This window comes from Allorhizocola rhizosphaerae (assembly GCF_003426775.1).
GTDB classification, from domain to species: domain Bacteria; phylum Actinomycetota; class Actinomycetes; order Mycobacteriales; family Micromonosporaceae; genus Allorhizocola; species Allorhizocola rhizosphaerae.
On record NZ_QJUG01000028.1, the window covers coordinates 1 to 22,689 of the forward strand.

17 protein-coding genes are annotated in these 22,689 nt (G+C 64.7%); 15 read left to right on the forward strand and 2 right to left on the reverse strand.

Annotated features, from left to right (window positions below; all coding sequences use genetic code 11):
• The first annotated feature begins 37 nt into the window (after positions 1-37).
• The 5 genes from DM816_RS08165 (at position 38) to DM816_RS08175 (ending at position 7,866) form a co-directional block, all read left to right on the forward strand.
• Entirely contained in the window at positions 38-4,324 is a 4,287-nt protein-coding gene (locus tag DM816_RS08165) for a polymorphic toxin-type HINT domain-containing protein (RefSeq protein WP_211588588.1), read from the forward strand.
• A 1-nt stretch (position 4,325) separates the two neighbouring features.
• The gene (locus DM816_RS42305) at positions 4,326-4,613 is read left to right on the forward strand and encodes a S1 domain-containing protein (RefSeq protein ID WP_162907226.1); all 288 of its coding nucleotides are present in this window, start codon (positions 4,326-4,328) and stop codon (positions 4,611-4,613) included.
• Between the two features lie 790 nt (positions 4,614-5,403).
• Positions 5,404-5,739: a putative adhesin gene (locus DM816_RS45700; RefSeq protein WP_425455226.1), complete on the forward strand. Its 336-nt coding sequence runs from the start codon at positions 5,404-5,406 to the stop codon at positions 5,737-5,739.
• A gap of 26 nt (positions 5,740-5,765) precedes the next feature.
• The gene (locus tag DM816_RS08170; RefSeq protein ID WP_162907227.1) at positions 5,766-6,059 is read left to right on the forward strand and encodes a hypothetical protein; all 294 of its coding nucleotides are present in this window, start codon (positions 5,766-5,768) and stop codon (positions 6,057-6,059) included.
• Between the two features lie 880 nt (positions 6,060-6,939).
• Positions 6,940-7,866, forward strand: a complete 927-nt coding sequence (locus DM816_RS08175; protein WP_211588589.1) for a LamG domain-containing protein — start codon at positions 6,940-6,942, stop codon at positions 7,864-7,866.
• An 86-nt stretch (positions 7,867-7,952) separates the two neighbouring features.
• Here the strand turns inward: DM816_RS08175 and DM816_RS08180 are convergent, their stop codons facing one another.
• Positions 7,953-8,972 carry a LacI family DNA-binding transcriptional regulator gene (locus DM816_RS08180; protein ID WP_342768680.1) on the reverse strand — a complete coding sequence of 340 codons (1,020 nt, stop codon included), beginning with the start codon at positions 8,970-8,972 and terminating at the stop codon, positions 7,953-7,955.
• 258 nt (positions 8,973-9,230) lie between these two features.
• On the opposite strand from DM816_RS08180, the gene DM816_RS08185 reads away from it, so the two are divergent.
• From DM816_RS08185 to DM816_RS08205, 5 genes are read left to right on the forward strand one after another with little or no spacing between them, the layout of a single operon-like run.
• A complete protein-coding gene (locus DM816_RS08185) occupies positions 9,231-10,211 on the forward strand; it encodes an ABC transporter substrate-binding protein (protein WP_117209542.1) in 981 nt (326 codons plus the stop codon).
• Positions 10,212-10,214: 3 nt separating this feature from the next.
• Positions 10,215-11,720 (forward strand): sugar ABC transporter ATP-binding protein, encoded by a 1,506-nt coding sequence (locus DM816_RS08190; RefSeq protein ID WP_117209543.1) that lies wholly within the window; start codon positions 10,215-10,217, stop codon positions 11,718-11,720.
• On the forward strand, positions 11,717-12,712 hold the full coding sequence (locus DM816_RS08195; protein WP_117209544.1) for an ABC transporter permease: 996 nt from the start codon (positions 11,717-11,719) through the stop codon (positions 12,710-12,712). The genes DM816_RS08190 and DM816_RS08195 overlap by 4 nt, the downstream gene beginning before the upstream one ends.
• Entirely contained in the window at positions 12,709-13,680 is a 972-nt protein-coding gene (gene yjfF, locus DM816_RS08200) for a galactofuranose ABC transporter, permease protein YjfF (protein ID WP_117209545.1), read from the forward strand. The genes DM816_RS08195 and yjfF overlap by 4 nt, the downstream gene beginning before the upstream one ends.
• A gap of 10 nt (positions 13,681-13,690) precedes the next feature.
• Positions 13,691-14,656 (forward strand): zinc-dependent alcohol dehydrogenase, encoded by a 966-nt coding sequence (locus DM816_RS08205; RefSeq protein WP_117209573.1) that lies wholly within the window; start codon positions 13,691-13,693, stop codon positions 14,654-14,656.
• 141 nt (positions 14,657-14,797) lie between these two features.
• Here DM816_RS08205 and DM816_RS08210 read toward each other — a convergent pair whose 3' ends face one another.
• Positions 14,798-15,133: a PadR family transcriptional regulator gene (locus DM816_RS08210; protein WP_117209546.1), complete on the reverse strand. Its 336-nt coding sequence runs from the start codon at positions 15,131-15,133 to the stop codon at positions 14,798-14,800.
• Between the two features lie 162 nt (positions 15,134-15,295).
• Here DM816_RS08210 and DM816_RS08215 point away from each other — a divergent pair, with 162 nt between their 5' ends.
• From DM816_RS08215 to DM816_RS08235, 5 genes are all read left to right on the forward strand, one after another.
• Entirely contained in the window at positions 15,296-17,137 is a 1,842-nt protein-coding gene (locus tag DM816_RS08215; protein WP_117209547.1) for an RICIN domain-containing protein, read from the forward strand.
• Between the two features lie 5 nt (positions 17,138-17,142).
• Positions 17,143-18,555 carry a family 43 glycosylhydrolase gene (locus tag DM816_RS08220; protein WP_246001702.1) on the forward strand — a complete coding sequence of 471 codons (1,413 nt, stop codon included), beginning with the start codon at positions 17,143-17,145 and terminating at the stop codon, positions 18,553-18,555.
• A 71-nt stretch (positions 18,556-18,626) separates the two neighbouring features.
• Positions 18,627-19,967 (forward strand): family 43 glycosylhydrolase, encoded by a 1,341-nt coding sequence (locus tag DM816_RS42310; RefSeq protein WP_246001704.1) that lies wholly within the window; start codon positions 18,627-18,629, stop codon positions 19,965-19,967.
• Positions 19,968-19,979: 12 nt separating this feature from the next.
• Positions 19,980-22,166, forward strand: coding sequence for a rhamnogalacturonan lyase family protein (locus DM816_RS08230; RefSeq protein WP_117209549.1), 2,187 nt, complete (start codon positions 19,980-19,982; stop codon positions 22,164-22,166).
• Between the two features lie 162 nt (positions 22,167-22,328).
• Positions 22,329-22,667 carry a hypothetical protein gene (locus DM816_RS08235; protein ID WP_211588590.1) on the forward strand — a complete coding sequence of 113 codons (339 nt, stop codon included), beginning with the start codon at positions 22,329-22,331 and terminating at the stop codon, positions 22,665-22,667.
• Positions 22,668-22,689 lie beyond the last annotated feature (22 nt).

Sequence of the window (22,689 nt, forward strand, 5' to 3'; positions counted from 1 at the left end):
CGTGCCCGCGGTCAACGATGAAGACGCCTACGCCGGTATGGCCCGGGCCTCCATCACCTTCAACGGTGCCACCGGTCCAGAAGTGTCTGCGGTGGTCAATGAGCCGTGGCAATCCACACCGACCGCCTCACGCACCATCAACGGCACCACCGTGCATGCCCGCTTCGCTGCGACCGCCGGCACGCACAGCCGGGTCGCGTTGGATACCGATGGTGGCGCCCGCACGGCCGGCGTGCGCACGACCTCTACCCGGACCAGCTTCGACGAGCACGGGATGGCCATCGAGGTCGACCACTTCGGTGATGACGCTGTCGCCGATGACCAAAAGTGCACCCTGACCGACTACATCCGCAACACCAACCCGGCCACGGGTGTCTGGCTGACCGCGTTCGTGAAACGCGTCCGTAGCTTCGCCGTCGGCTGCACCACCGCCAAGACCTCCCCGCTGTCCGAACAGGACATTATCAGCGATGACAAGACCCTCTACGACAACACGGCCTATGGCACCGCACCCACCAAGGGCGACGTCACCGAGGTCCAGCAACTCAAGGCATACAGCGCCGGCTCACCCACGCATGTGACCGTGGCCAGGAGCAACTACGACCAGTACGGCCGGGTCATCGGCACCTGGGACGTGGACAACCGCCACACCGCAACCGCCTACACACCCGCTGCAGACGGGCCGGTTGCCCAAATGGTGGTCACCAACCCGATGGGTTGGACCACTACGACGGTGCTGGAGCCCGCGTGGGGGACACCGATGGCGGTCACCGACGTCAACGGCAAACTGACCGAGGCCACTCGGGACGGGCTCGGACGGACCACCGCCGTGTGGAAGCCAGGAAGGTCCCGGGCCGGCGGGCACACCCCGCATGCCACCTACAGCTACCTGATCCGCACCGGCGGCGCCAACGCGGTCACCACCAACAGCATCAACGCCACCGGGACCGGCTATATCACCAGCATCGCGTTGTACGACGGGCTGCTGCGGGCGCGGCAATCCCAAACCCCCGACGCCGCCGTTGCCGGGGCCAGGATCGTCACCGACACCTTCTACGACACCGCCGGCCGGGCATTCAAAGCTACCAACCCGTACACCATGTCCGGCACCCCCAGTCCGGACCTGTACCGGCCCAAACCTCCCGAATACTCTGGGCCGGAAGCGCTGCCAGGATGGTCGGTCAACCTCTTCGACGGAGCCGGACGAGTCACCGACTCGATCCTGTACTCACGTAACGTGGAGAAGTGGCGCACCCGCACCGCCTACACCGGCGACCGCGTCGACGTCACCCCACCGGCCGCTGGCACCGCCACCTCAACCATCACTAACGCAGCCGGGCAGACGATCGCGTTGCGCCAGTACCACGGTCCCACACCGACCGGCGGCAGAGATACCACCACATACTCCTACGACCGCAAGGCCCAATTGGTCAGAGTCACCGACCCTGTCGGCAACCATTGGGATTACGCCTACGATATTCGCGGCCGCAAATTCCAAACCGACGACCCCGACGCCGGACGCACCACCACGACCTATGACGACGCCGGACGGATCGTCACCCGTAAAGACGCCAACAATCTCACCGTCGCCTATACCTACGATGCGCTCGGGCGTAAGACCAGCCTCCGCGACGGCAGCGTCACCGGCCCGAAACGCGCCGAATGGGTCTACGACAGTGTCGCTAAAGGACAGTTGGCCAAGTCGGTGCGCTACGTTCAACGCGACACCGTCTACGACGCCTATACCACCGAAATCCTGTCCTACGGCCATCAATACGAACCGGGCATCGTCAGGTATTCACTTCCCGCCAGCGAAACCGGATTCGGCGCCACCGTATTTAGCTACAGCCATGGCCACAACACCGACGGCAGCCTGTCCACTACGCGTATTCCCGCCGCCGGCGGGCTCGCCCTCGAAGTCGTCAACTACGGCTACAACAGTCTGAGCCTGCCCAGCACCCTTTCTGGCGGCGGTGGCACCCTGGTCACAGATACCGGCTACACCAACTACGGCGAACCCAACATTGTCACCCTGCAAAACAGCTCAGGCAAGATCGCCCAAGTCGGCTACTACTATCACGACGACGGCACCCGCCGTCTCGCCGAAATCAAAACCACCAGCGCCGCCGTACCTACCACGTATGCCGACCTGTTCTACACCTATGACCCGGCGGGCAACATCACCAAGATCGCTGATGCTGTTTCCGGCGACAACCAATGCTTCCGCCACGACCAGCTGCGCCGCCTCACCGAAGCCTGGACCCCTGCCAACGGGAACTGCGCCACCAACCCCACTCTCGCGGCGCTGGGCGGACCAGCAAAATACTGGCAGCAGTGGACCTTCGACGCGATCGGCAACCGCAAAACCCAAACCAACCACGTCGCCGCGACCACCGCTACCTATACCTACCCGACCGCGGGCGGCCTCCAGCCTCACGCGCTGTCCAAAGTGGACTATACCGGCGCGGTCTCCCGGACCGACAACTACACCTACGACCCGGCCGGCAATACCAAGACCCGGCCTGCCGCGACCGGCGGGCAAACCTTGACCTGGGACGCCGAAGGCCACCTCGAAAAGAGCATCGACCCGTCCGGCACCACCAGCTTCATTTACGACGCCGACGGCAACCGGCTCCTCCGCAAAGACCCAGGCGGCAAAACCCTTTACCTGCCTCAACAGGAAATCCGCTACAACGGCGCCACCGCCACGTGCACCCGCTACTACACCCACGCGGGCAAGACCGTAGCCATGCGAACCAGCGCCGGCATCACCTGGCTGTCCGGCGACGCCCAAAACACCAGCAACATCGCCATCACCGCCACCAGCCAAACGACGGCGCTGCGCTGGCAGGACCCGTACGGCAACCCTCGTGGTGCCTCAGGTACTTGGCCTGCCGCCATGGACAAGGGCCTGGTCGGCGGCACTAAAGACAACACCGGCCTGACGCACCTCGGCGCCCGCGAATACGACCCACAACTCGGCCGGTTCATCTCCGTCGACCCGATCATGGATCTGGCCGATCCACAGCAATGGCACGCCTACACCTACTCCAACAGCAGCCCCATCACCTTCTCCGACCCCACGGGACTGCGGCTCAAAGAAGAAAAGTCCGGCGGCGTGCCCTGGAGTGGCACCGGCGCACACCTCAATCCGAAACCCAAGAAAGACAGCTGGGCTCGCGGATTCTTCATCGGGGCCGCCAAAACCACCCGCGACGTCGCCTACTACGGCAGTCTGATCGGGCTTGGCGACATGCTGTGGCAAACCGGAAAAAACGTGTACAACGGCATGAACCAGCGCGCCCAAGCACTTGGTGCCGGTGAAATCGGCTGGGGCGAGTACCTCCTCGGCGGCGCTGCAGACCTGTTCAACCAGCCATTCATGCTCGGCGGCCTTATCAACAGCGTCACCTCGATGATCGAAACCGCCAACACCGCCATCAACGGCGAAACCGCCGAGCAACGCGGCGAAGCCGCCGGCAACCTCACCGTGGAACTCGTAGCCAGCATCGCCGGATCCCGCATGCGCCTGCCCCGAGCAAGCGGATGCCACAGCTTCCACCCAGCCACACCAGTGCTCATGGCTGACGGATCCACCAAGCCCATCGAAGACGTCGCCGAAGGCGACACCGTCCTGGCCACCGAACCAACCACTGGCGAAACCACCGGCAAGCCCGTCACGCAACTCCACAACAACCAAGACTGGGACCTTGCCGACGTCACCGTCCTCAACAACACAACCGGTGAGACCACTACCATCCACACCACCTGGACCCACCCCTTCTGGAACGCATCCAGACAGACCTGGGTCGACGCGGCCGACCTGCTACCCGGCACCGCCCTAACCGCACCAGACGGCAGCACACCACTCACCGTCATCGACGTCCACACCCGTATCGGCAACGCCACAATGCGCGACCTGACCGTCGCAAACATCCACACCTACTATATACTCGCAGGTGAAACGCCGGTTTTGGTCCACAACTGCGGCGACGTCGACATCTATAAGGCGCCAGGCAAGGGTATGACCGATAAACTGAAAACAGATGGCTTTACCCCAGAGGATTTCCCGGGCTCAGGTAGTAGCTATCCTGACGGAAGGGCGTACTTTGGGATCGGTGAAAAGGGCAAGGCGATTGCCGAGGATTATGCGACTCGGGGCGGATACGACGGAACGGTCATCAAGATGACAATCCCAAAGAATGTATGGGACGAGCACTTCGCCAAACACGTAGGTGCACACAATGGCGTTCCTAGGACCGAGATAGGCATTCCGAACTCCCTGTTTGGTATCTTGAACCGGTTCGAGCGGGTGGTGTTGTGACGTGGGTGATGACGGCATTGAGCAGCGCGAACGCGAAATGATAGGCGGGTTGGTCCGCGGTCGTGTTGAGGCTGTCTTCCGATGGGGAGTTATTGTCGATCTTGGAATGTCGCGCCCAGGTCTAATTGATGCTCTTTATGTCGAAAACGACGATCGATACGAGGCGGGGGATGTGGTGGAAGCCCATCTCGAATGCTTCGATGAAATGAAGCAAGAGTTCATTCTTCGTCCACCCTCGCAGACTTCAATCGGGGATAGACTCCAAGCTAAAGGTTTCGACTTAGATTGATCCTGGAAGGCGACAGGTCAGCTAATGAGAATCCCGAGCGAATCTCCACTAGAATAGATGTCGAATACTTGAATGTGTCCCTGGATGGTGAGAGCGTTGGCCTGGGGCGGACGACTGGACCGGATCGCCGTGGTGCCGTGGCCGACTCGGGGACTGGCGGTGCTCGCTCGTTGGCACGTCGCGTAGCGTCGTGGCGTCGATCCCCGGAACCCATCACGGCTGGCGCTTGCCCAACCGGGGGATCGTCACCGCCTTCGCCGGTTCTGGCTGGTCGTTGCGTGGGTGAGTGCGCTCGGCGCAGCCGGGCGCGCTCTTGATATCTCGGTAAAGCAATTTCTAACCACCTTGGCGGTGGTCGTCGATGTTTCGGCCTCGGGCAGGGCGGGCCACTGTGGTGAGTCGGTGGATTGCCGGTCGTGTGGCGCGTTCGGGGCGGGCGGCCAGCCTGCCCGCGATGCCTGCTGTGAGGCCGCAGTGGTCTCTGGGCTCAAGGGCCGCCTGAGGGCGGTTGCCGTGGCGACGCGTAGCGCCCTTGAACCCGGAGGGGCGGCCACGTAGCCTGGCGACCCACGACCGGCTCCGGACAAACCTCTTCATGCCTCCCGCGTCGCCGAACCGGCGACGCTCGTCGTCTACGGTCGCTGACGTGCGCTCGTGTTGATGTCACCGCTGATGTCAAAGCCGACAACGGCGAATGGATGATCCAATGTGGAGGATCGAGATGCGCATATAGAAGTGCAAAGTGGTACGGGCTGGCGCAACAAGATGATCCCGATCCCACACCTACTATGTGATCGCCGGGGAAACTCCGGTCCTGGTCCACAACAACAATGGGCTCGGCGCGTGCGGGACTGGCGGCGGTCGCCCCGACGGGGAGACTGTCTTTAGCGGACACGGTGGACAAGAGCCAGGTACCGGACTAACGCGCGCACCGAAGGGAACTTGCGTGGTCATGTATTGCACATACGGAGATACGATTTTGGATAGCACTGGAAATGCAATTGAGACAGGCGCTAAACTGAGCCAAGTCAGGCTACAATCTGTATCGGAATGGCAACTCCAGGGCAAACTCAATGACTCTGGCGTGTATCTTCCGGGCGATGGATCTGGAGGGCCTTTGTGCTGAAGCGACGCAAGCGCATCATAGTAGGCGTGTTCCTGGGCGGCCTGCTGCTGATAATCGGTGGGTTTGTGCTGTACGCGACAACCGCTGAAGCAATGTGTAACGGGAATCCCATGCTGCCGACCGAGACATGCCTCATTGAGGAAGAGGGCGCTGCCGTCGAATATGGATATGAGGAGCGGCTTGGCTATCAGGCCGGTCAGGCCAGCGTCTATGCGTTGGTTGCAATCGGACTCCTTGGCGGGTTGTGCTTCTACCTATACCCACGTAACAGAAGCAAGGCTCAGACATCCGATCCGGCAGTCGAAGACCAAGCTTCCTGAGTCTGCGCCTTCGGTCAGTCTGCTGTCGCCGCTCAGGTAATTCGCGTGCGACACAAGGTCGCGTATCTCAGTGAATCCATCAGTGACGATCGAAGATGTAGCTCCGGGCTGGTGTCCCGTCCCCAACCTCGACGTGTCGGGGCCCGGCGCGCGTTGTCGACTGTCAGTCGCGCGTTGGCCGGGGCAGTACGGTGCCGCGGCGTCACCGCGCCCGTCTTTCATCATCGCATAGCCAGGGTCCGTTGCCATCGTGCGAGGTCAACGGAGTGCCCCTTCCGGTGGCCGCAGCTGTGGTTCACTCGAGGTTCGCCGACGTTCGTCGCATCGCTGTCAATACGGTCGAACGCAGCATCGCTGCGGTGACGTCGGCCGTCAAACGAGAGTGACCAGTTTTCGCACCGCAATCCAGTTCGGAGCGTTTACGAGGAATTGAAAGGCAGACATGGGAGTGAACCCCTCTGCTCATGCACGAGCACGGTCCCTACTACTTGTCGTCTTGTGTGCCGCGGCGACTGCCGTCGGTACACCCGCCGCGGCGAACGCGGATTGGACGCCGGTCGGGGCCAGCAGGCCGTACGTCGGCATGCCTGTTCCCGAGCCGTTCAACGTCACAACGGACTGTTCCCTACAGTGCGTCACTCCTGCGCTGGTGCGAACCACCACACCGGCGTTGGGTGTGAGCATTTCGGGCGCCGCGGGCTACGCGTTCGACACCACATTCGAGGTCCGCTCGGCGCCCAGCGTCAAAGCACCTGTGCTCGCGAACGGAAGGACCGGCTTCCTTATGGCTCCCACCACGGTCCGGTGGACCGTGCCGCAGGGAATCTTGAGCGCAGACACGCCTTACTTCTGGCGTGCCCGATCCATGAACGAACGACAGATGTTCAGTAGATGGACGGCATGGCAGACGTTCAGCATTGACCAGACCCGGCCCGATGTCCCAACGGTGAGTTCGGCCGAATATCCGGAAGACCAGTGGGGAGCCGAGTTGGGGACCGAGGGTACCTTCTCCTTCTCCAGCAACGCAGCCGACGTCGTCGAGTTCCTTTATCACTTCGACTACGACTATGGCAGGGTGGAGGCCACCGGCACAGGGCCGCGGGTTGCGTCGGTCAGGTACACGCCACCGTCCAGCATGAGCCACCTCTTGGCGGTGACGGCGATCGATCCGGCCGGAAACACCAGCGACCCAAGGCACTACCGGTTCTTGGTCACTTCACCACCGGAGCGATACTCCAATTGGACACTGGACGGTACAACCATTGACTCAGGCAATATAGGAGCCGACGGTATCCTCTCCGGCGACGTCAGCTTCGGCCCCGGCAAGCTCGCCGACGCGGCTGTCTTCAACGGCGGCACTATCTCTACTGCCGCAAGCGTCGTGGACACCGCCGACAGCTTCACGGTGATGGCATGGGTCAATCCAAGGGATCTGAGCGGCAGTCAGACGATCGCCGCGCAAGGCGCGTTACGCCTGTACCTTGACGCGACCACCAACGCATGGTGCGGTTCGCTGGGCACGACCGTCGCCTGCGCGAATGGCCAGAGTTGGGGCCCGCCCACGGTAGACCAGTGGGTCCACCTCGCCCTGCGCTTCGACGCGATCAGAGGAACGCTGACCATCTTTGTCATGGGAGATTGGGAGAGTTGCTGGTTGCCGAGTGAGCGCACGGAAGTGGGCGCTGCCGCGGTCGCTTCCGTGGGGCCACTGGTCATCGGTGATCGCTGGCACGGTGCTATCGACGAGGTTTGGGCCTATCGGCGGGCACTGGAGGGTGTAGAGATCTGCATGGCGGCGGACAAGTAACGTCACGCATCTGCGATCGACGAAAGGCCGCCCGCATCGCCAGCGGGCGGCCTATACCGCCAACGCCCGATCGAAGGGGCAAGAATTTAGCGTTTGGGTGGGGCGGTGCTGGCGCGCGTGACGAGGATGGGGGCGACGGGGGAGGCGGAGGAGGGGGTGGTGTTGTCGAGCAGTTGTAGCAGGGTGGCCATGCTGCGGCGGCCTACCTCGTCGAAGTCTTGGCGGATGGTCGTGAGCGGCGGGAGGAGGAAGCCGGACTCGGGGATGTCGTCGAAGCCGATGACGCTGATGTCTTCGGGCACGCGCAGGCCGCGCTCGTGCAGCGCGCGCAGCAGGCCGAGCGCCATCTGGTCGTTGCCGGCGAAGACGGCGGTCACCTCGGGCTGGCCGGCGAGCGCGACGCCTGCGGCGTAGCCGGATTGGGCGCTCCAGTCGCCCGCGATGGCCGCGGGCACGGGCGCGCCCGTCTTGGTGAGGGTTTCGCGCCAGCCTTCGATGCGGTCGCGGGCTTCGAGCCAGTCATTAGGGCCGGCGATGTGCCACACGGTCTTGTGGCCGAGGTCGAGCAGGTGTTGCACGGCCAGCCGCGCGCCCTCGATCTGGTCGACGGAAACGGAGGGCAGCCCGCTGTCCTGGCCCGCTTCGACCGCGACGGCGGCCATGCCCTTGGGGAGATTGTGCAGGGCGGCTGCGGCGGCCATCTGCGGGGCGATGATGATGACGCCGTCCACGCCCTGCCCGGCGAGGTTGTCGGCGGCCTCGAGCACGCTCTGCCGGTCGACCCGCTCCAGGGTGGCGATGCTGACGCCATAACCCGCGGCGCGGGCCGCGCGCTCGATGCCGAGCAGGGTTGACGCCGGCCCGAACAGGATGGTGTCGAAGCTGACCACGCCCAGCACCCGGGAGCGGCGGCTGACCAACCCGCGCGCCATCGCGTTTGGACGGTAGTTGAGCTCGGCGACGGCGCGCATGACGCGCTCACGCGTGTCGGGGTGCACCTGGGGGTTGCCGTTGAGCACCCGCGAGACGGTCTGATGGGACACGCCTGCCAGCCGGGCCACGTCGGTCATCACGGCCGGCCTGCTCGCGTTCCGTGGTGTGGTCAAATGTCACGCCCTCTTCACTGATTGCCGCAGCCCATAGACTAGCGCGGCCCACGCACAACGGTTCGGTCGCAATCCCGCAAGGAATGTTTCGCGGATGTTGACAGCACGATATGTTAACGCTCACACTGCTGTGAACGCGGGGCCAATGAAAGACCTATGCACTAACAGAATCGAAAGGGTTTGCGTTGCCGTGAGCGCACACCATCGGTGACGCTGCCCATGAACGCAGGATTTACCCGGTACCCCCAAGGAGAAAAGATGATCAGCAGAAGGAGCCTGCTGACTGCGGCCGTCGCCGCGGCAGCCACAGGCGGTCTCGCCGCCTGCGCCAAGGATGGCGGCGGCACGAACACCGGCAACGGCAATGGCAAGATCACGCTCGGGTTCTCGCAGACGGGTTCGGAAAGCGGCTGGCGGACGGCCAACACCAAGTCGATCCAGGAGTCGGCGACGGCGGCCGGGATCGACCTGAAGTTCTCCGACGCGCAGGGCAAGGAGGAGAACCAGATCGCCGCGGTGCGCTCGTTCATCCAGCAGAAGGTGGACGTCATCTCCTTCTCGCCGTTGAAGGTGACGGGCTGGGACACCGTGCTGAAGGAGGCCAAGGCCGCCAACATCCCGGTGATTCTGACGGACCGGGGTGTCGAGGCCGATGCGTCGCTGTATGTGTCGCTGCTCGGGTCGGACTTCACGGAAGAGGGCAAGCGCGCCGCCGTGATGTTCAAGGAGATCTGCAAGGACATGGCGGCCGTGAACATCGCCCAGTTGGAGGGCTCGACCGGCTCGGCGCCGGCGATCGAGCGCACCAAGGGCTTCGCCGAGGCCATCGCGAGCGAGACCAAGTTCAAGATTGTGGTCACGCAAACCGGCGAGTTCACCCGGTCCAAGGGCAAGGAGGTCATGGAGGCGTTCCTCAAGTCCCACCCGGAGATCAACGCGTTGTACGCGCAGAACGACGACATGGGGCTGGGCGCGATTCAGGCGATCGAGGCGGCCGGGAAGAAGCCGGGCACCGACATCAGGATCGTGACGGTCGACGCCATCAAGGACGGCATGACCGCCCTGGCCGCAGGGAAGATCAACGGCATCGTCGAGTGCAACCCGCTGCTCGGCCCGCAGCTGATGGAGATGGTGAAGAAGGTCAAGGCCGGCCAGACGGTGGAGAAGCGGATCATCACCATCGAGAAGGACTTCTACCAGAAGGACGCTGCCGCGGCGCTCCCCACGAGGCAATACTGAGCCATGACTGAGCCGGTCCTTGAGATGAAGGGCATCAGCAAGGAGTTCTCCGGCGCCCGCGCGCTGGTGGGCGTGGACTTCCGGCTGTTTCCCGGTGAAATCCACGCGCTGATGGGTGAGAACGGCGCGGGCAAATCAACCCTGATCAAAGTACTGACCGGCGTCTACCATCCGGACGCCGGTCAGGTCACGCTCGACGGGGAGGTCGTGCGGATCACCAGCCCGCTGCAGGCGCAGAAGGCCGGGATCAGCACGGTGTATCAGGAGGTCAACCTGTGCACCAACCTGTCCGTGGCCGAAAACGTGTTCCTGGGCCGCGAGCCGAGGCGAATGGGCGCCATCCACTGGGCGCGGATGCGGTCCGATGCGGCCCAGCTGGTCAGGCGGGTCGGACTGGAGCTTGACGTGTCGGCCCCGCTGGGGTCCTATCCGTTGGCGATCCAGCAGTTGGTCGCGATCGTGCGCGCCGTGGCCATTTCGGCGAAGGTGCTGATTCTCGACGAGCCGACGTCCAGTTTGGACAGGAGCGAGGTGGAGCAGCTGTTCGCCGTGATGCGCCGGCTCAAAGAGCAGGGGGTCGCGATCCTGTTCGTGACGCACTTCCTGGAGCAGGTCTACGAGATCTGCGACCGGGTAACCATCCTGCGCAACGGCGCCCTCGTCGGCGAGCACATGGTGGCCGAGCTCGAGCGCAAGCGCCTGGTGCAGCTGATGATCGGCAAGGCGCTCGGCGAGCTGGAGGAGCTGACCGAACACATCCGCCCGGCGGTCGGCAAGGCGATGATCCGCGCCGAAGGGCTGGGGCGCAACGGTGCCATCGCGCCGTTCAACCTCGACGTGCACGCGGGCGAGGTGGTGGGGCTGGCCGGGCTGCTCGGCTCGGGCCGCACGGAGGTGGCGCGCCTGCTGTTCGGCGCCGACCACGCCGACAGCGGCAAGGTGCTCATCGACGGCGAGCCGGCCAACCTGCGCACGCCCAACGCGGCCATCGAGCGCTCGATCGCGTTCTGCTCGGAGAACCGCCGCGCGGAGGGCCTTGTGCCCGAGCTGTCGGTGCGGGAAAACATGATTCTCGCGCTGCAGGCGGCCCGCGGCTGGACCCGCCCGCTGTCCACGGAGAAGCGGGATGAGCTCGTGGCGCGCTACATGAAGGCGCTGGACATCCGTCCGTCCAATCCGGACCTCCCGGTGTCCTCACTGTCCGGCGGCAACCAGCAGAAGGTGCTGCTGGCCCGCTGGCTCATCACCCAGCCGCGGCTGCTCATCCTCGACGAGCCGACGCGCGGCATCGACATCGGCGCCAAGACCGAGATCCAGAAACTTGTGGTGGAGCTGTCGGAGGGCGGGATGGCGGTGCTGTTCATCTCGGCGGAGCTGGAGGAGGTGCTGCGGTTGAGCCACACCATCGGGGTGCTGCGCGACCGCCAGCTGGTTTCGCAGATCGCCAATGCCCCGGAGATCAACGCGGACCGCATCATGGAGATCATCGCGAGCGGAGCGCCGGCATGAGTTCCGTTATCAGACACCGGCTTTTCTGGCCGCTGGTGGCACTGGCCCTGCTGTTGCTGGTCAACCTGTTCAAGAAGCCCGACTTCTTCGCGATCAGCGTGATCAACGGCAATCTGCACGGCAGCCTCATCGACATCGCGCTCAACGGCGCACCGCTCATGCTGGTGGCGCTCGGCATGACGCTGGTGATCGCGACCGGCGGGATCGACCTGTCGGTGGGCTCGGTGGTGGCGATCTCCGGCGCGATCGCGTGCTTCTACATCAGCGGGCAACCCGACCAGAACAGCCTGAGTGCCGTGCTGATCGCGGTCGCGCTGGCGCTGGCGGCCTCGCTCGTGCTCGGCGCGTGGAACGGCGTTCTGGTGGCCCGCTTCGGCATCCAGCCCATCATCGCCACGCTGATTCTGCTCGTTGCCGGGCGCGGCATCGCACAGCTCATCACGAGCGGGCAGATCATCACGATCAACAGCGCGCCGTACAAAATCATCAGCGGGTTCTGGCTGGGCCTGCCGGTGGTCGTGCCGATCGCCGCGGTGATGGTCGGCTTCACCGCGCTGCTCACCCGGCGCACCGCGCTCGGCCTGCTGGTGGAATCCGTCGGCGGCAATGCGGAGGCCAGCCGCCTGGTCGGAATCCGCTCCGCCACACTGAAGATCATGGCCTACGGGTTCAGCGCGCTCTGTGCGGGCATCGCCGGCCTGATGGTCAGCTCGAACATCTCGGCGGCCGACGGCAACAGCGCCGGATTGTGGATCGAGCTAGACGCCATCCTGGCCGTGGTGATCGGAGGAACCTCGTTGCTTGGCGGCCGGTTCTACCTCGGTGGCACGGTCATCGGTGCACTGATCATCCAGTCACTGACGACAACCATTTTGACCATGGGGGTACCGTCCCAGGGCACCATGGTCTTCAAGGCCGTAGTGGTCATCATCGTGTGCCTGCTGCCGGTGATCCGAAAGGTGCGCAGCACGAGGGTGGAGGCGACATCATGATGAGTCCGGCAATGCGCCGGCGGCTTCCGGCGGTGGTGACCGCGACGCTGCTGGTTGCCATGATTGTCAGCGGCTACCTGCGCTATCCCAAGTTCGACGGGCAGGCCATCTACGACCTGTTCATCGACAACGGCTTCCTGCTGGTGGCGGCGATCGGGGCCACGTTTGTCATCCTGTCCGGTGGCATCGACCTGTCGGTGGGCGCGGTCGCCGGGTTCAGCACGATGTTTGCCGCCTGGCTGATCGTGCGCCAGGGTTGGACGTCGTGGCTGGTGATCCTCATCGTGCTGGCCATCGGCACGCTGGCCGGCCTGCTTATGGGCGCGGCGATTCACTACCTGGAGATCCAGCCGTTCATCGTGACGCTCGCCGGGCTGTTCCTGTTCCGGGGACTGTGCTTCGTCATCGACGACAACTCGATCTCGATCCGCGACCCGTTCATCGCGGGCATCGCGGAGGCGCGGTTCCAGCTCCCGGGCGGCACGAGCATCACGCTGAGCGCGTTCATAGCGATCGCGGTGCTGGCTGTCGCGGCCTACGTGTTGCATTACATGAGGTTCGGGCGGCAGGTCTACGCGTTGGGCGGCAGCGAGCAGTCGGCCCTGCTGATGGGTGTGCCGGTCGCGCGGACCAAGCTCGCGGTCTATGCCGTCTCCGGCTTTTGCTCGGCCTTCGCGGGCGTGCTGTACATCTTCTACATCCAGTCCGGTGATCCGTCCATCGGTGTGGGGCTGGAGCTCGACGCCATCGCGGCCGTCGTGATCGGCGGCACGCTGCTGACCGGTGGTACGGGCACGGTGCTCGGCACGCTGCTGGGTGTGCTCGTGTTCGGGATGGTGAAGACGATCCTCAACTTCGAGGGCACGCTGAGTTCGTGGTGGGTGCGCATCTTCGTCGGCTCGCTGCTGCTCGCGTTCATCCTCTTGCAGCGGTTGATGGTCGCCCGCAAGACGCCCGCCCCGGCGTAGGCTCGTGTCCATGCTGGTGGCGAGACTGCACGGGGCCAAGGACATCCGCGTCGGCGAGGAGTCCATGCCGGAGGTGGCCGACGGTCACAGTCTGGTGAGGGTGACGGCGGTCGGGCTGTGCGGGTCGGATCTGCACTGGTACTGCGAGGGCGGCATCGGCGAGGCACGGGTGGGCGAACGCCCGCTCGTGCTCGGGCACGAGTTCGCGGGCGTCGTGGAGGGCGGCCCGCTGCACGGGCAGCGGGTCGCGGTCGACCCGAACATCGCGTGCGAGGCGTGCGCGCTGTGCCTCTCCGGGGATCGAAATCTGTGCACGGCGGTCGAGTTCGCGGGCAACTGGTCGTGCGATGGCGGGCTGCGTTCGCATCTCGCGTGGCCGACCCGCCTGCTGGTGCCGCTGCCCGACAGCGTGTCCGATGTGGACGGTGCGCTGCTGGAGCCGCTCGGCGTCGCGATCCACGCGCTCGACCTGGGCCACCTGCGGATCGGCATGTCCGTGGCGGTCATCGGGTGCGGCCCGATCGGGCTGATGCTCATCCAGATCGCCCGTGCGGCAGGCGCCTCGTCGGTCTTTGCGGCAGACCCGTTGCCGCACAGGCTCGCGGCAGCGGTCGGGCTGGGCGCGTCTGCGCTCACCGAGGACGCCGAGGTCGATGTCGCCTTTGAAATCGGTGGCACGGACGGTGCGGTGGATCTGGCGCTGCGGGCGGCCCGGCCGGGCGCTCGCGTGGTGCTGGTCGGGATCCCCGACAACGACCGCACCACGTTCACGGCCGGTTTGGCCCGGCGCAAGGGTTTGACGCTTGTGATGTCGCGACGCATGAAGGACGTCTACCCCCGCGCCATCGACCTCGTCGCGCGCGGCGCGGTGGACCTGACTTCGCTTGTCACACAACGGTTTCCGCTTGCCGAGGCCGCCACCGCTTTCGAGGTGGCGGCTGCTCGGACGGGCCTGAAAACCGTTGTGACGCCTTAGCCTAAGCGTAGGCGGAAGAAAGACTTCCAGTCCGGTTCTGCCCAGATCTGGCAACGAAGCTGGCGGCGGCCGAGGCGGTGGCCATGACAGCCATGACGGCGTCGACGTAACGGTCGGCAAGGGTGCTCGTGGTGGGGGTGGTCATGTCTCGTCCTTCAGGCTTTGGAATGCGGAATACATCTCGTCCCAGTCGCGGCTGAGCGCGTCGGCGAGCGCCGTGCCCGCGCGGCTCGTGCGGTAGAACTTGCGCGGCCGGGATTCGTCGGTGTTCCAGTCGCTGGTGAGCAGGCCCTGTTTTTCCAGTCGACGCAGCAGCGGGTAGAGGGTGTTGGCCTCGACCGTGAAGCCGTGCTTGTCGAGCCTGTCGAGCAGGGCGTAGCCGTAGTTGGGTCGCTTGAGGATGAGCAGGCACGCCAGCACGATCGTGCCCCGGCGCAGTTCTTGTTGGTGCAGGGCGTGCAGCTCGTCGCCGGGCATGCATGAAACGCTAATGTGCGTCACACACTATTGCAACGGCATCATAGCGATATGGGCGTCATGTTAGCGCTCACATGGCGTGGAGAACAGATTGACTTCGAATCTGTGAACGTTAACATCTACATGTAACGTTTCATTAAGGCAATAGCAGGGGAGCAGATCATGTTCCGTGCCGTCCTCGCTACGCTCCTATCTGTAGTGCTGTTGCTCAACCCGGCGCCCGCGCAGGCGATCGGGGAGACGACATTCCGTAATCCGTTGGTGGCCAACGGGGCCGACCCGTGGCTGCAGTACCACAACGGCAACTACTACCTGGCCACGACCACGTGGACGCAGCAGCTGGTGATGCGCAAGTCGCCGACCATCACCGGCCTGTCCACCGCGCCCGCGGTCAACATCTGGGCGGACACCGACGCCGCCAACTGCTGCAATCACTGGGCTCCGGAGTTTCACCGGCTCACCGGGCCCAACGGCACCCGCTGGTACTACATGTACACGTCCGGCCGCAACGGCACGTTCGACTACCAACATCTCAGCGTGCTGGAGAGCGCGGGCGACGACCCGATGGGGCCGTACCGGCACATGGGCTCTCCCCTCGGTACCAACTGGAATATCGACGGCTCTTATCTACAGCTCAACGGGCAGCTCTATCTATTGTGGTCGGAGTTCGTCGGCTCGGACCAGAGCCTGTGGATTGCGCGGATGAGCAACCCGTGGACCGTCACGGGACCGAGCGTGGTCATCTCGCGGCCGACCCACTCGTGGGAGACGCAGGGCCTGCGAGTCAACGAGGCCCCGGAAGTCTTGCAGCGCAACGGCAGGACGTTCCTCATCTACTCGGCCAGCTATTGCGCCACGCAGCACTACAAGCTCGGCATGCTGACCCTGAACGGTGCGGACCCGATGTCGCCCGCGTCGTGGACAAAGTCGCCGAACCCGGTTTTCCAATCCGCCAATGGGGTGTACGGCCCCGGCCACAACGGATTCTTCACGTCCCCCGACGGCAGCCAGAGCTGGATCGTTTACCACGGCAACGCCTCCTCGTCCCAGGGCTGCAGCACCACGCGTTCGACGAGGGCCCAGCCGTTCACGTGGAATGCCGACGGCACACCGAATTTCGGCGCTCCCGTGTCGACCGCGACCAACGTGAACGTGCCCTCCGGTGAGCGCGGCCCGATCACCACCGCGGTGCGCGGACCCGTCTATCAACTGGTCAACCGCAACAGCGGGATGTGTGCGGGTGGTGTGGATGTCGTGCAGGTCGCCTGCGGCGGCGCAACAACGGAATGGGTGCTCGACTCCACGGCCGACGGCTACTACCGCCTGGTGAACCGCGACAGCAACAACACACTGGACGCGGTCAACTGCGGCACCGCCGATGGCACCGACGTCCGTCAACTGGCGTGGATGGACAATTCCTGCCAGCAATGGCAGGTCACGCCAACGAGCGACGGCTGGTTCCGGCTGGGCAACCGCAACAGCGGCAAGACCTTGGACGTCGCCGAATGCGGCACCGCGAGTGGGGCCAACGTGCGGTTGTGGACGTGGCTCAACAGCAACTGCCAGCAGTGGCGGCTCCAGCCGATCGGCGTCAACACCATCGTCAACGCCAACAGCGGCAAGCTCGTCGACACGCTCAACTGCTCGACCTCGAGCGGGGCCGACGTGCGCCAGCAACCGTTCCTCAACACCGCTTGTCAGAAGTGGACGTTCACCCACACCGACAACGGTTACTACCAGGTGCGGCCGACGCATGCGAGCGGCCTGTGCCTCATCGTCAACGGGGGCTCCACGGCGGACGGTGCCGACATCGTGCAGGGGGCGTGCTCCGGCAACCACAGCCAGTGGCGCGTCGAGCCGCAGGCCGATGGGTCGGTGCGGTTCGTGGCCCGGCACAGCGGCAAGGTCATGGACGTGAACAGCTGCGGCCTGGCCAACGGCACGAACATCGCGCAGTGGAGCTGGCTCAACAACAACTGTCAGAAGTTCCGGCTGATGGGGTGATTAGATTGCGAAAACTGGTGTTATTAGGGGTGCTCGTGGCGATGCTGGCGACCCCGGCCGCGGTGCAGGCCGCGCCCGCCGTGCAGTTCACCAACCCGCTGATCGCGCAGCGGGCCGACCCGCACATCTGGAAACACACGGACGGGTACTACTACTTCACCGCGACCGTGCCCGCGTACGACCGCATCATCATGCGGCGTTCGACCACGCTGCAGGGGCTCGCGACCGCGGCCGAGCAGACGATCTGGACCAAGCACGCGAGCGGTGAGATGGGCGCGCACATCTGGGCGCCGGAAATCCACCACATCAACGGGAAGTGGTACATCTACTTCGCGGCCGGCCGGTCCAACGACATCTGGCGGATCCGGATGTATGTGCTGGAGAACTCCAGCGCCAACCCGATGAGCGGCACGTGGGTGGAGCGGGGCCGGATCGTGACCCCGCTGGACACGTTCTCGTTGGACGCCACGACATTTGAACACAACGGGGTGCGGTATCTCGCGTGGGCGCAAAACGACGGGGTGAACTCGGGGACGAGTCTCTACATCGCGCGTATGAGCAGCCCGTGGACTATCACCGGTACACCCGTGAAAATCTCTTCGCCCACATACGCCTGGGAACGGCGGGGGCACAACGTCAACGAGGGCCCGGCGGTCATCAAGCGCAATGGGCGCATCTTCATGGCGTTCTCCGCCAGTGCCACGGATGCGAACTACTGCGTCGGGCTGCTGACGGCATCGGAGTCGGCCAACCTGCTGTCGGCGTCGTCGTGGGTTAAGACCTCCACGCCGGTGTTCGCCAGCAACGCCAACACGAGTCAGTATGGCCCCGGGCACAACTCGTTCACAGTGTCGGAGGACGGGCAGAGCGACATCATCGTCTACCACGACCGGTCCTATCGCGACATCTCCGGTGACCCGTTGAACGATCCCAACCGGCGCACGCGGCTGCAGAAGCTGTACTGGAACGCCGACGGCACGCCAAACTTCGGCATCCCGGTTGCGGACGGCATCACCCCGGTACGGCTGCGCTCGCACAACCTGAGCACGAGCTACATCCGGCACTACGACTATCGCGCGCGGGTGGAGGCCAACGTGACCCTGCTGGCCGACTCGCAGTTCCGGATCGTGCCGGGCTTGGCGGGCAGCGGGACCGTGTCGCTGGAGTCGGCCAACTTCCCCGGATATTTTCTGCGGCACAAGAACTTCGAGCTGTGGGTGGAGCGCAATGACGGTTCGTCGGTGTTCCGGTCGGACGCTTCGTTCTTCCGCAGGGCGGGGCTTGCCGACTCGGCGGGCGTGTCGTTCGAGTCCTACAACTTCGCGGGGCGTTACCTCCGGCATTCCAGCTCGCTGCTGTACGTGCAGGCGGTGAGCACGGCGAGCGACCGGTCGGACGCTACGTATCACCTGGAGTAATTGACATACGGCGATCTGATGTTCATGCTGGTCTGATATTGAAACCTTTCAAGTCCCAGAAAGGATTCATCGTGAGACGACTAGTGGGCACTGTCGCCTGCGGGATTCTCGTTCTCGTGGCGGCACCGGCTTATGCCGCGCCGGTCCGCCACGAGGCCGAGAACGCCGCGTGCGATGGGCTGATCGAGTCCAACCACACAGGGTTCTCCGGAACCGGTTTCTGCAACGCCAACAACGCCGTGGGTGCGGCCGTCACCTTCACCGTCAACGCATCCGATGCGGGCACGGCCACGTTGGGCATCCGCTATGCCAACGGCACGACGGCCGACCGGCCGGCGACCGTGAACGGAACGGCGGTCAGCTTTCCAGGCACCGGCGCCTGGACGACCTGGGCCACCAGGACGCTGACACTACAGGTAAACGCCGGGTCAAACACGATCCGGCTCGCGCCGACGACCGTCAGCGGGCTGCCTAACATCGATTACCTCGATTTTGAGGTGGGGGGTACGCCGCCCGGCGACTACCCGAATCCGATGCCGGTCACCGGTTCGATCGGCGCGCACGACCCCGCCGTGGTGAAGCGGCCCAACGGCAGCTACCTGCTGGCGGTAACGGGGAACAACCTGCCCTTGAAGACCTCCACGAACCGCACGTCGTGGAGCAATGCGGGGGTGGTCTGGCCGAACGGCGCGCCGTGGACGACGGCCTACACGGGTGGGTCCGCGAACCTTTGGGCGCCGGATCTGTCGTTCCATAATGGACAGTACTATCTGTACTATTCGGCCTCCACGTTCCGTTCGCAACGCTCGGCGATCTTCCTGGCGACCAGCCCGACCGGCGCGTCCGGAAGCTGGACCAACCAGGGTCTGATCATCGAGAGCAGCACGTCGGTCAACTACAACGCCATCGACCCCAACCTGGTGGTGGACGCCTCGGGGCAGTGGTGGCTGACGTTCGGCTCATTCTGGACCGGCATCAAGCAGATCCGGCTCGACCCGTCCACGGGCCGGCGGTCCACAACGGACACCGTGGTGCGGGCGGTCTCTCAGCGGACCACCGCGAGCGGCGCGGTCGAGGCGCCGACGGTCTATCAGCGCGGCGGTTACTACTACCTGTTCGTGTCGTTCGACCGTTGCTGTCAGGGCGCGTCGAGCACCTATCGGGTGATGGTCGGCCGATCGACGGGGGTCAACGGCCCGTACGCCGACCGCAACGGCGTGGCCATGACATCCGGTGGCGGCACACAGATCCTGGCCGGGCACGGCTCCGTCCACGGGCCCGGACATCAGGCGGTGCTCAACGACAACGGCACCGAATTCCTGTTCTACCACTATTACGCGGACAACGGGGCGTCGTTCCTCGGCATCAACAGGCTCGGATGGGATGCCGCGGGCTGGCCCTATGTCTACTAGGAAGGATCGCACATGAGACGACGCTTGGCGGGCGCTGCCGCCTGCGCGATGCTCGTGCTCGTGGCGGGTCCGGTGTATGCCGCTCCCACCCGCTACGAGGCCGAAAGTGCAACGTGCGATGGCACTATCGATTCCAATCATGCGGGATTCTCGGGTACCGGATTCTGCAATGGCAACAACGCGGTAGGCGCGGCGCTGACTTTTACGGTCAACGCCTCGGCTGCGGGGTCGGCGACGCTGGGGATCCGTTATGCCAACGGAACCACCACCGATCGGCCGGCGACGGTCAACGGGACCGCGGTCGGCTTCCCGGGCACCGGGGGCTGGACGACGTGGGTCACCAACACGGTGACGTTGCAGGTGACCGCGGGAAGCAACACCATCACGATCTCACCGACGACGGCGAGCGGCCTGGCTAACATCGACTATCTCGATTTCGAGGTGGGTACCGTGCAGCCGCCCGCCGGCAAGCAGATGGAGGACTTGAACCGGGGCCTGATCTCCCTACGCTCAGGCAACGGCAACTTCGTGTCCTGGCGGATGCTGGGCACCGAACCGTCCTCGGTGTCGTATCGGCTGTATCGGGGTTCGACGCTGGTGGCCACGCAGTCGCACACCAACTTCTACGACAACGGCGCCGCGGCTGGTTCCGCCTACACGGTGCGCGCGGTCGTCAACGGCGTGGAGGGCCCGGCGTCGGAGCCCGCGCTGCAGATCGGCTCCAGCGGCTATCTGGACGTGCCGATCCAGGTGCCCGCGGCCGGGCCGGACTACACATACTCGGCCAACGACGCGAGCGTCGGTGACATGGACGGCGACGGCCAGTACGAGATCGTGGTCAAGTGGGACCCGTCCAACGCGAGGGACAACTCGCAGGCGGGCGTGACCGGCAACGTGTACGTCGACGCCTACCGGCTCAACGGGCAAAGGTTGTGGCGCATCGACCTCGGGCGCAACATCCGGGCGGGCGCGCACTACACGCAGTTCCAGGTGTACGACTACGACGGCGACGGGCGGGCCGAGGTGGCCATGAAGACCGCCGACGCCACGGTGTCGGGCACGGGTCAGGTCATCGGCAACGGGTCGGCGAACCATCGCAACGCCGATGGTTACATTCTGACCGGGCCGGAATATCTGACCATGTTCGACGGGTTGACCGGGGCGATCCGCTCGACGGTCAATTACGTGCCGGCGCGGGGGAATGTGGCGTCGTGGGGCGACTCGTATGGCAACCGGGTCGACCGGTTCCTCGCGGCAACCGCCTATGTGGACGGTCAGCGGCCGTCGCTGATCATGGCGCGTGGATACTACACGCGTGCGGTGATCGCGGCGTGGGACTTCCGCAACGGGACTCTCACGCAGCGCTGGGTCTACGACTCGGGCAACAGCGGCGGCGCGTATGGGCAGGGCAACCACAACCTGTCGGTGGCCGATGTGGACAACGATGGGCGCGACGAGATCATCTACGGGGCGGCGACCATCAACGACAACGGAAGTCTGTTGTACAGCACCGGTTTGGGTCACGGCGACGCCATGCACGTGAGCGACTTCGTGCCGTCGCGTGCCGGGCAGGAGGTGTGGACCATCCACGAGTCGGGCAGTTCGCCAGGTGCCGACCTGCACGACGCGCGGACCGGTCAGGTCATCTTCCAGCGGCCGAACAACGGTGGCTCGGAAGGACCCGGGCGGGGCGTCGCGGGCGACATCTACGCGGGCAACGCGGGCGCCGAGTTCTGGGGTGCCGGAACCAACATGGGCAACCTCTACAACGCTTCGGGCGGCTCGGTCGGGCGCAACCCGTCGTCGGCCAACTTCGTGATCTGGTGGGACGCCGATCCGGTACGCGAATTGCTGGATCAGACCCGGATCGACAAATACGGTACGGGTGGCGACACCCGCCTGCTGACCGGCTCCGGGGTGGCCTCCAACAACGGGACCAAGGCCACACCCGCGCTGTCGGGTGACATCTTCGGCGACTGGCGCGAGGAGGTCATCTGGCGCACGACCGACAGCCGGGCGTTGCGCATCTACACGACGCCGACCCCGACCACGACGCGGATCTTCACGCTGGCCCACGACCCGCAGTACCGGGTCGCGTTGGCGTGGCAGAACACGGCGTACAACCAGCCGCCGCACCCGAGCTTCTTCATCGGTAACGGGATGAGCACACCGCCTCAGCCCCACATCTACGTGCGGTAGCTCGGGATCGGTTGTCAGGGGTGGTGAGCACCCGGTGTGTTCACCACCCCGACACGGGAGATGGTTGACAAGTAGAAGACGTTCGATTTTCCTTGAATGATGCCTGTCAACTTATTGCGCAGGGTCGCGATCGCGCTGGCAAGCGTCGCCACGGTGATTGTGATGAGTGCAGCCCCGGCGGCGGCGACCGAGGGCTGGTTCGTCCACAGCGGCGGCTATCCCGGCGACGTCTTCGGCGACATGCCGTGCCTCGACAAGGGCGCCGAGCTCAAGGCCAAAGGCGAGATCCAGGACTACTACTGCCGCGTCAACGACGACAACGGCCTGTGGGACCTGTGGGTCATCCAGGGCACGTGGGTCTTCCACAGTCGCCACGGCGATCTTTGGGACTGTGACGCAGTGGGCTACGCGCAGGTGACGGCGGGCAACGCGTACACCTACGACTGCCGCCTCATCAAGACGCCCACCTGGTACTTCGATTTGTATCTTATCCTCACGTGACCCCGGCGCCCGGCCGGTCTTG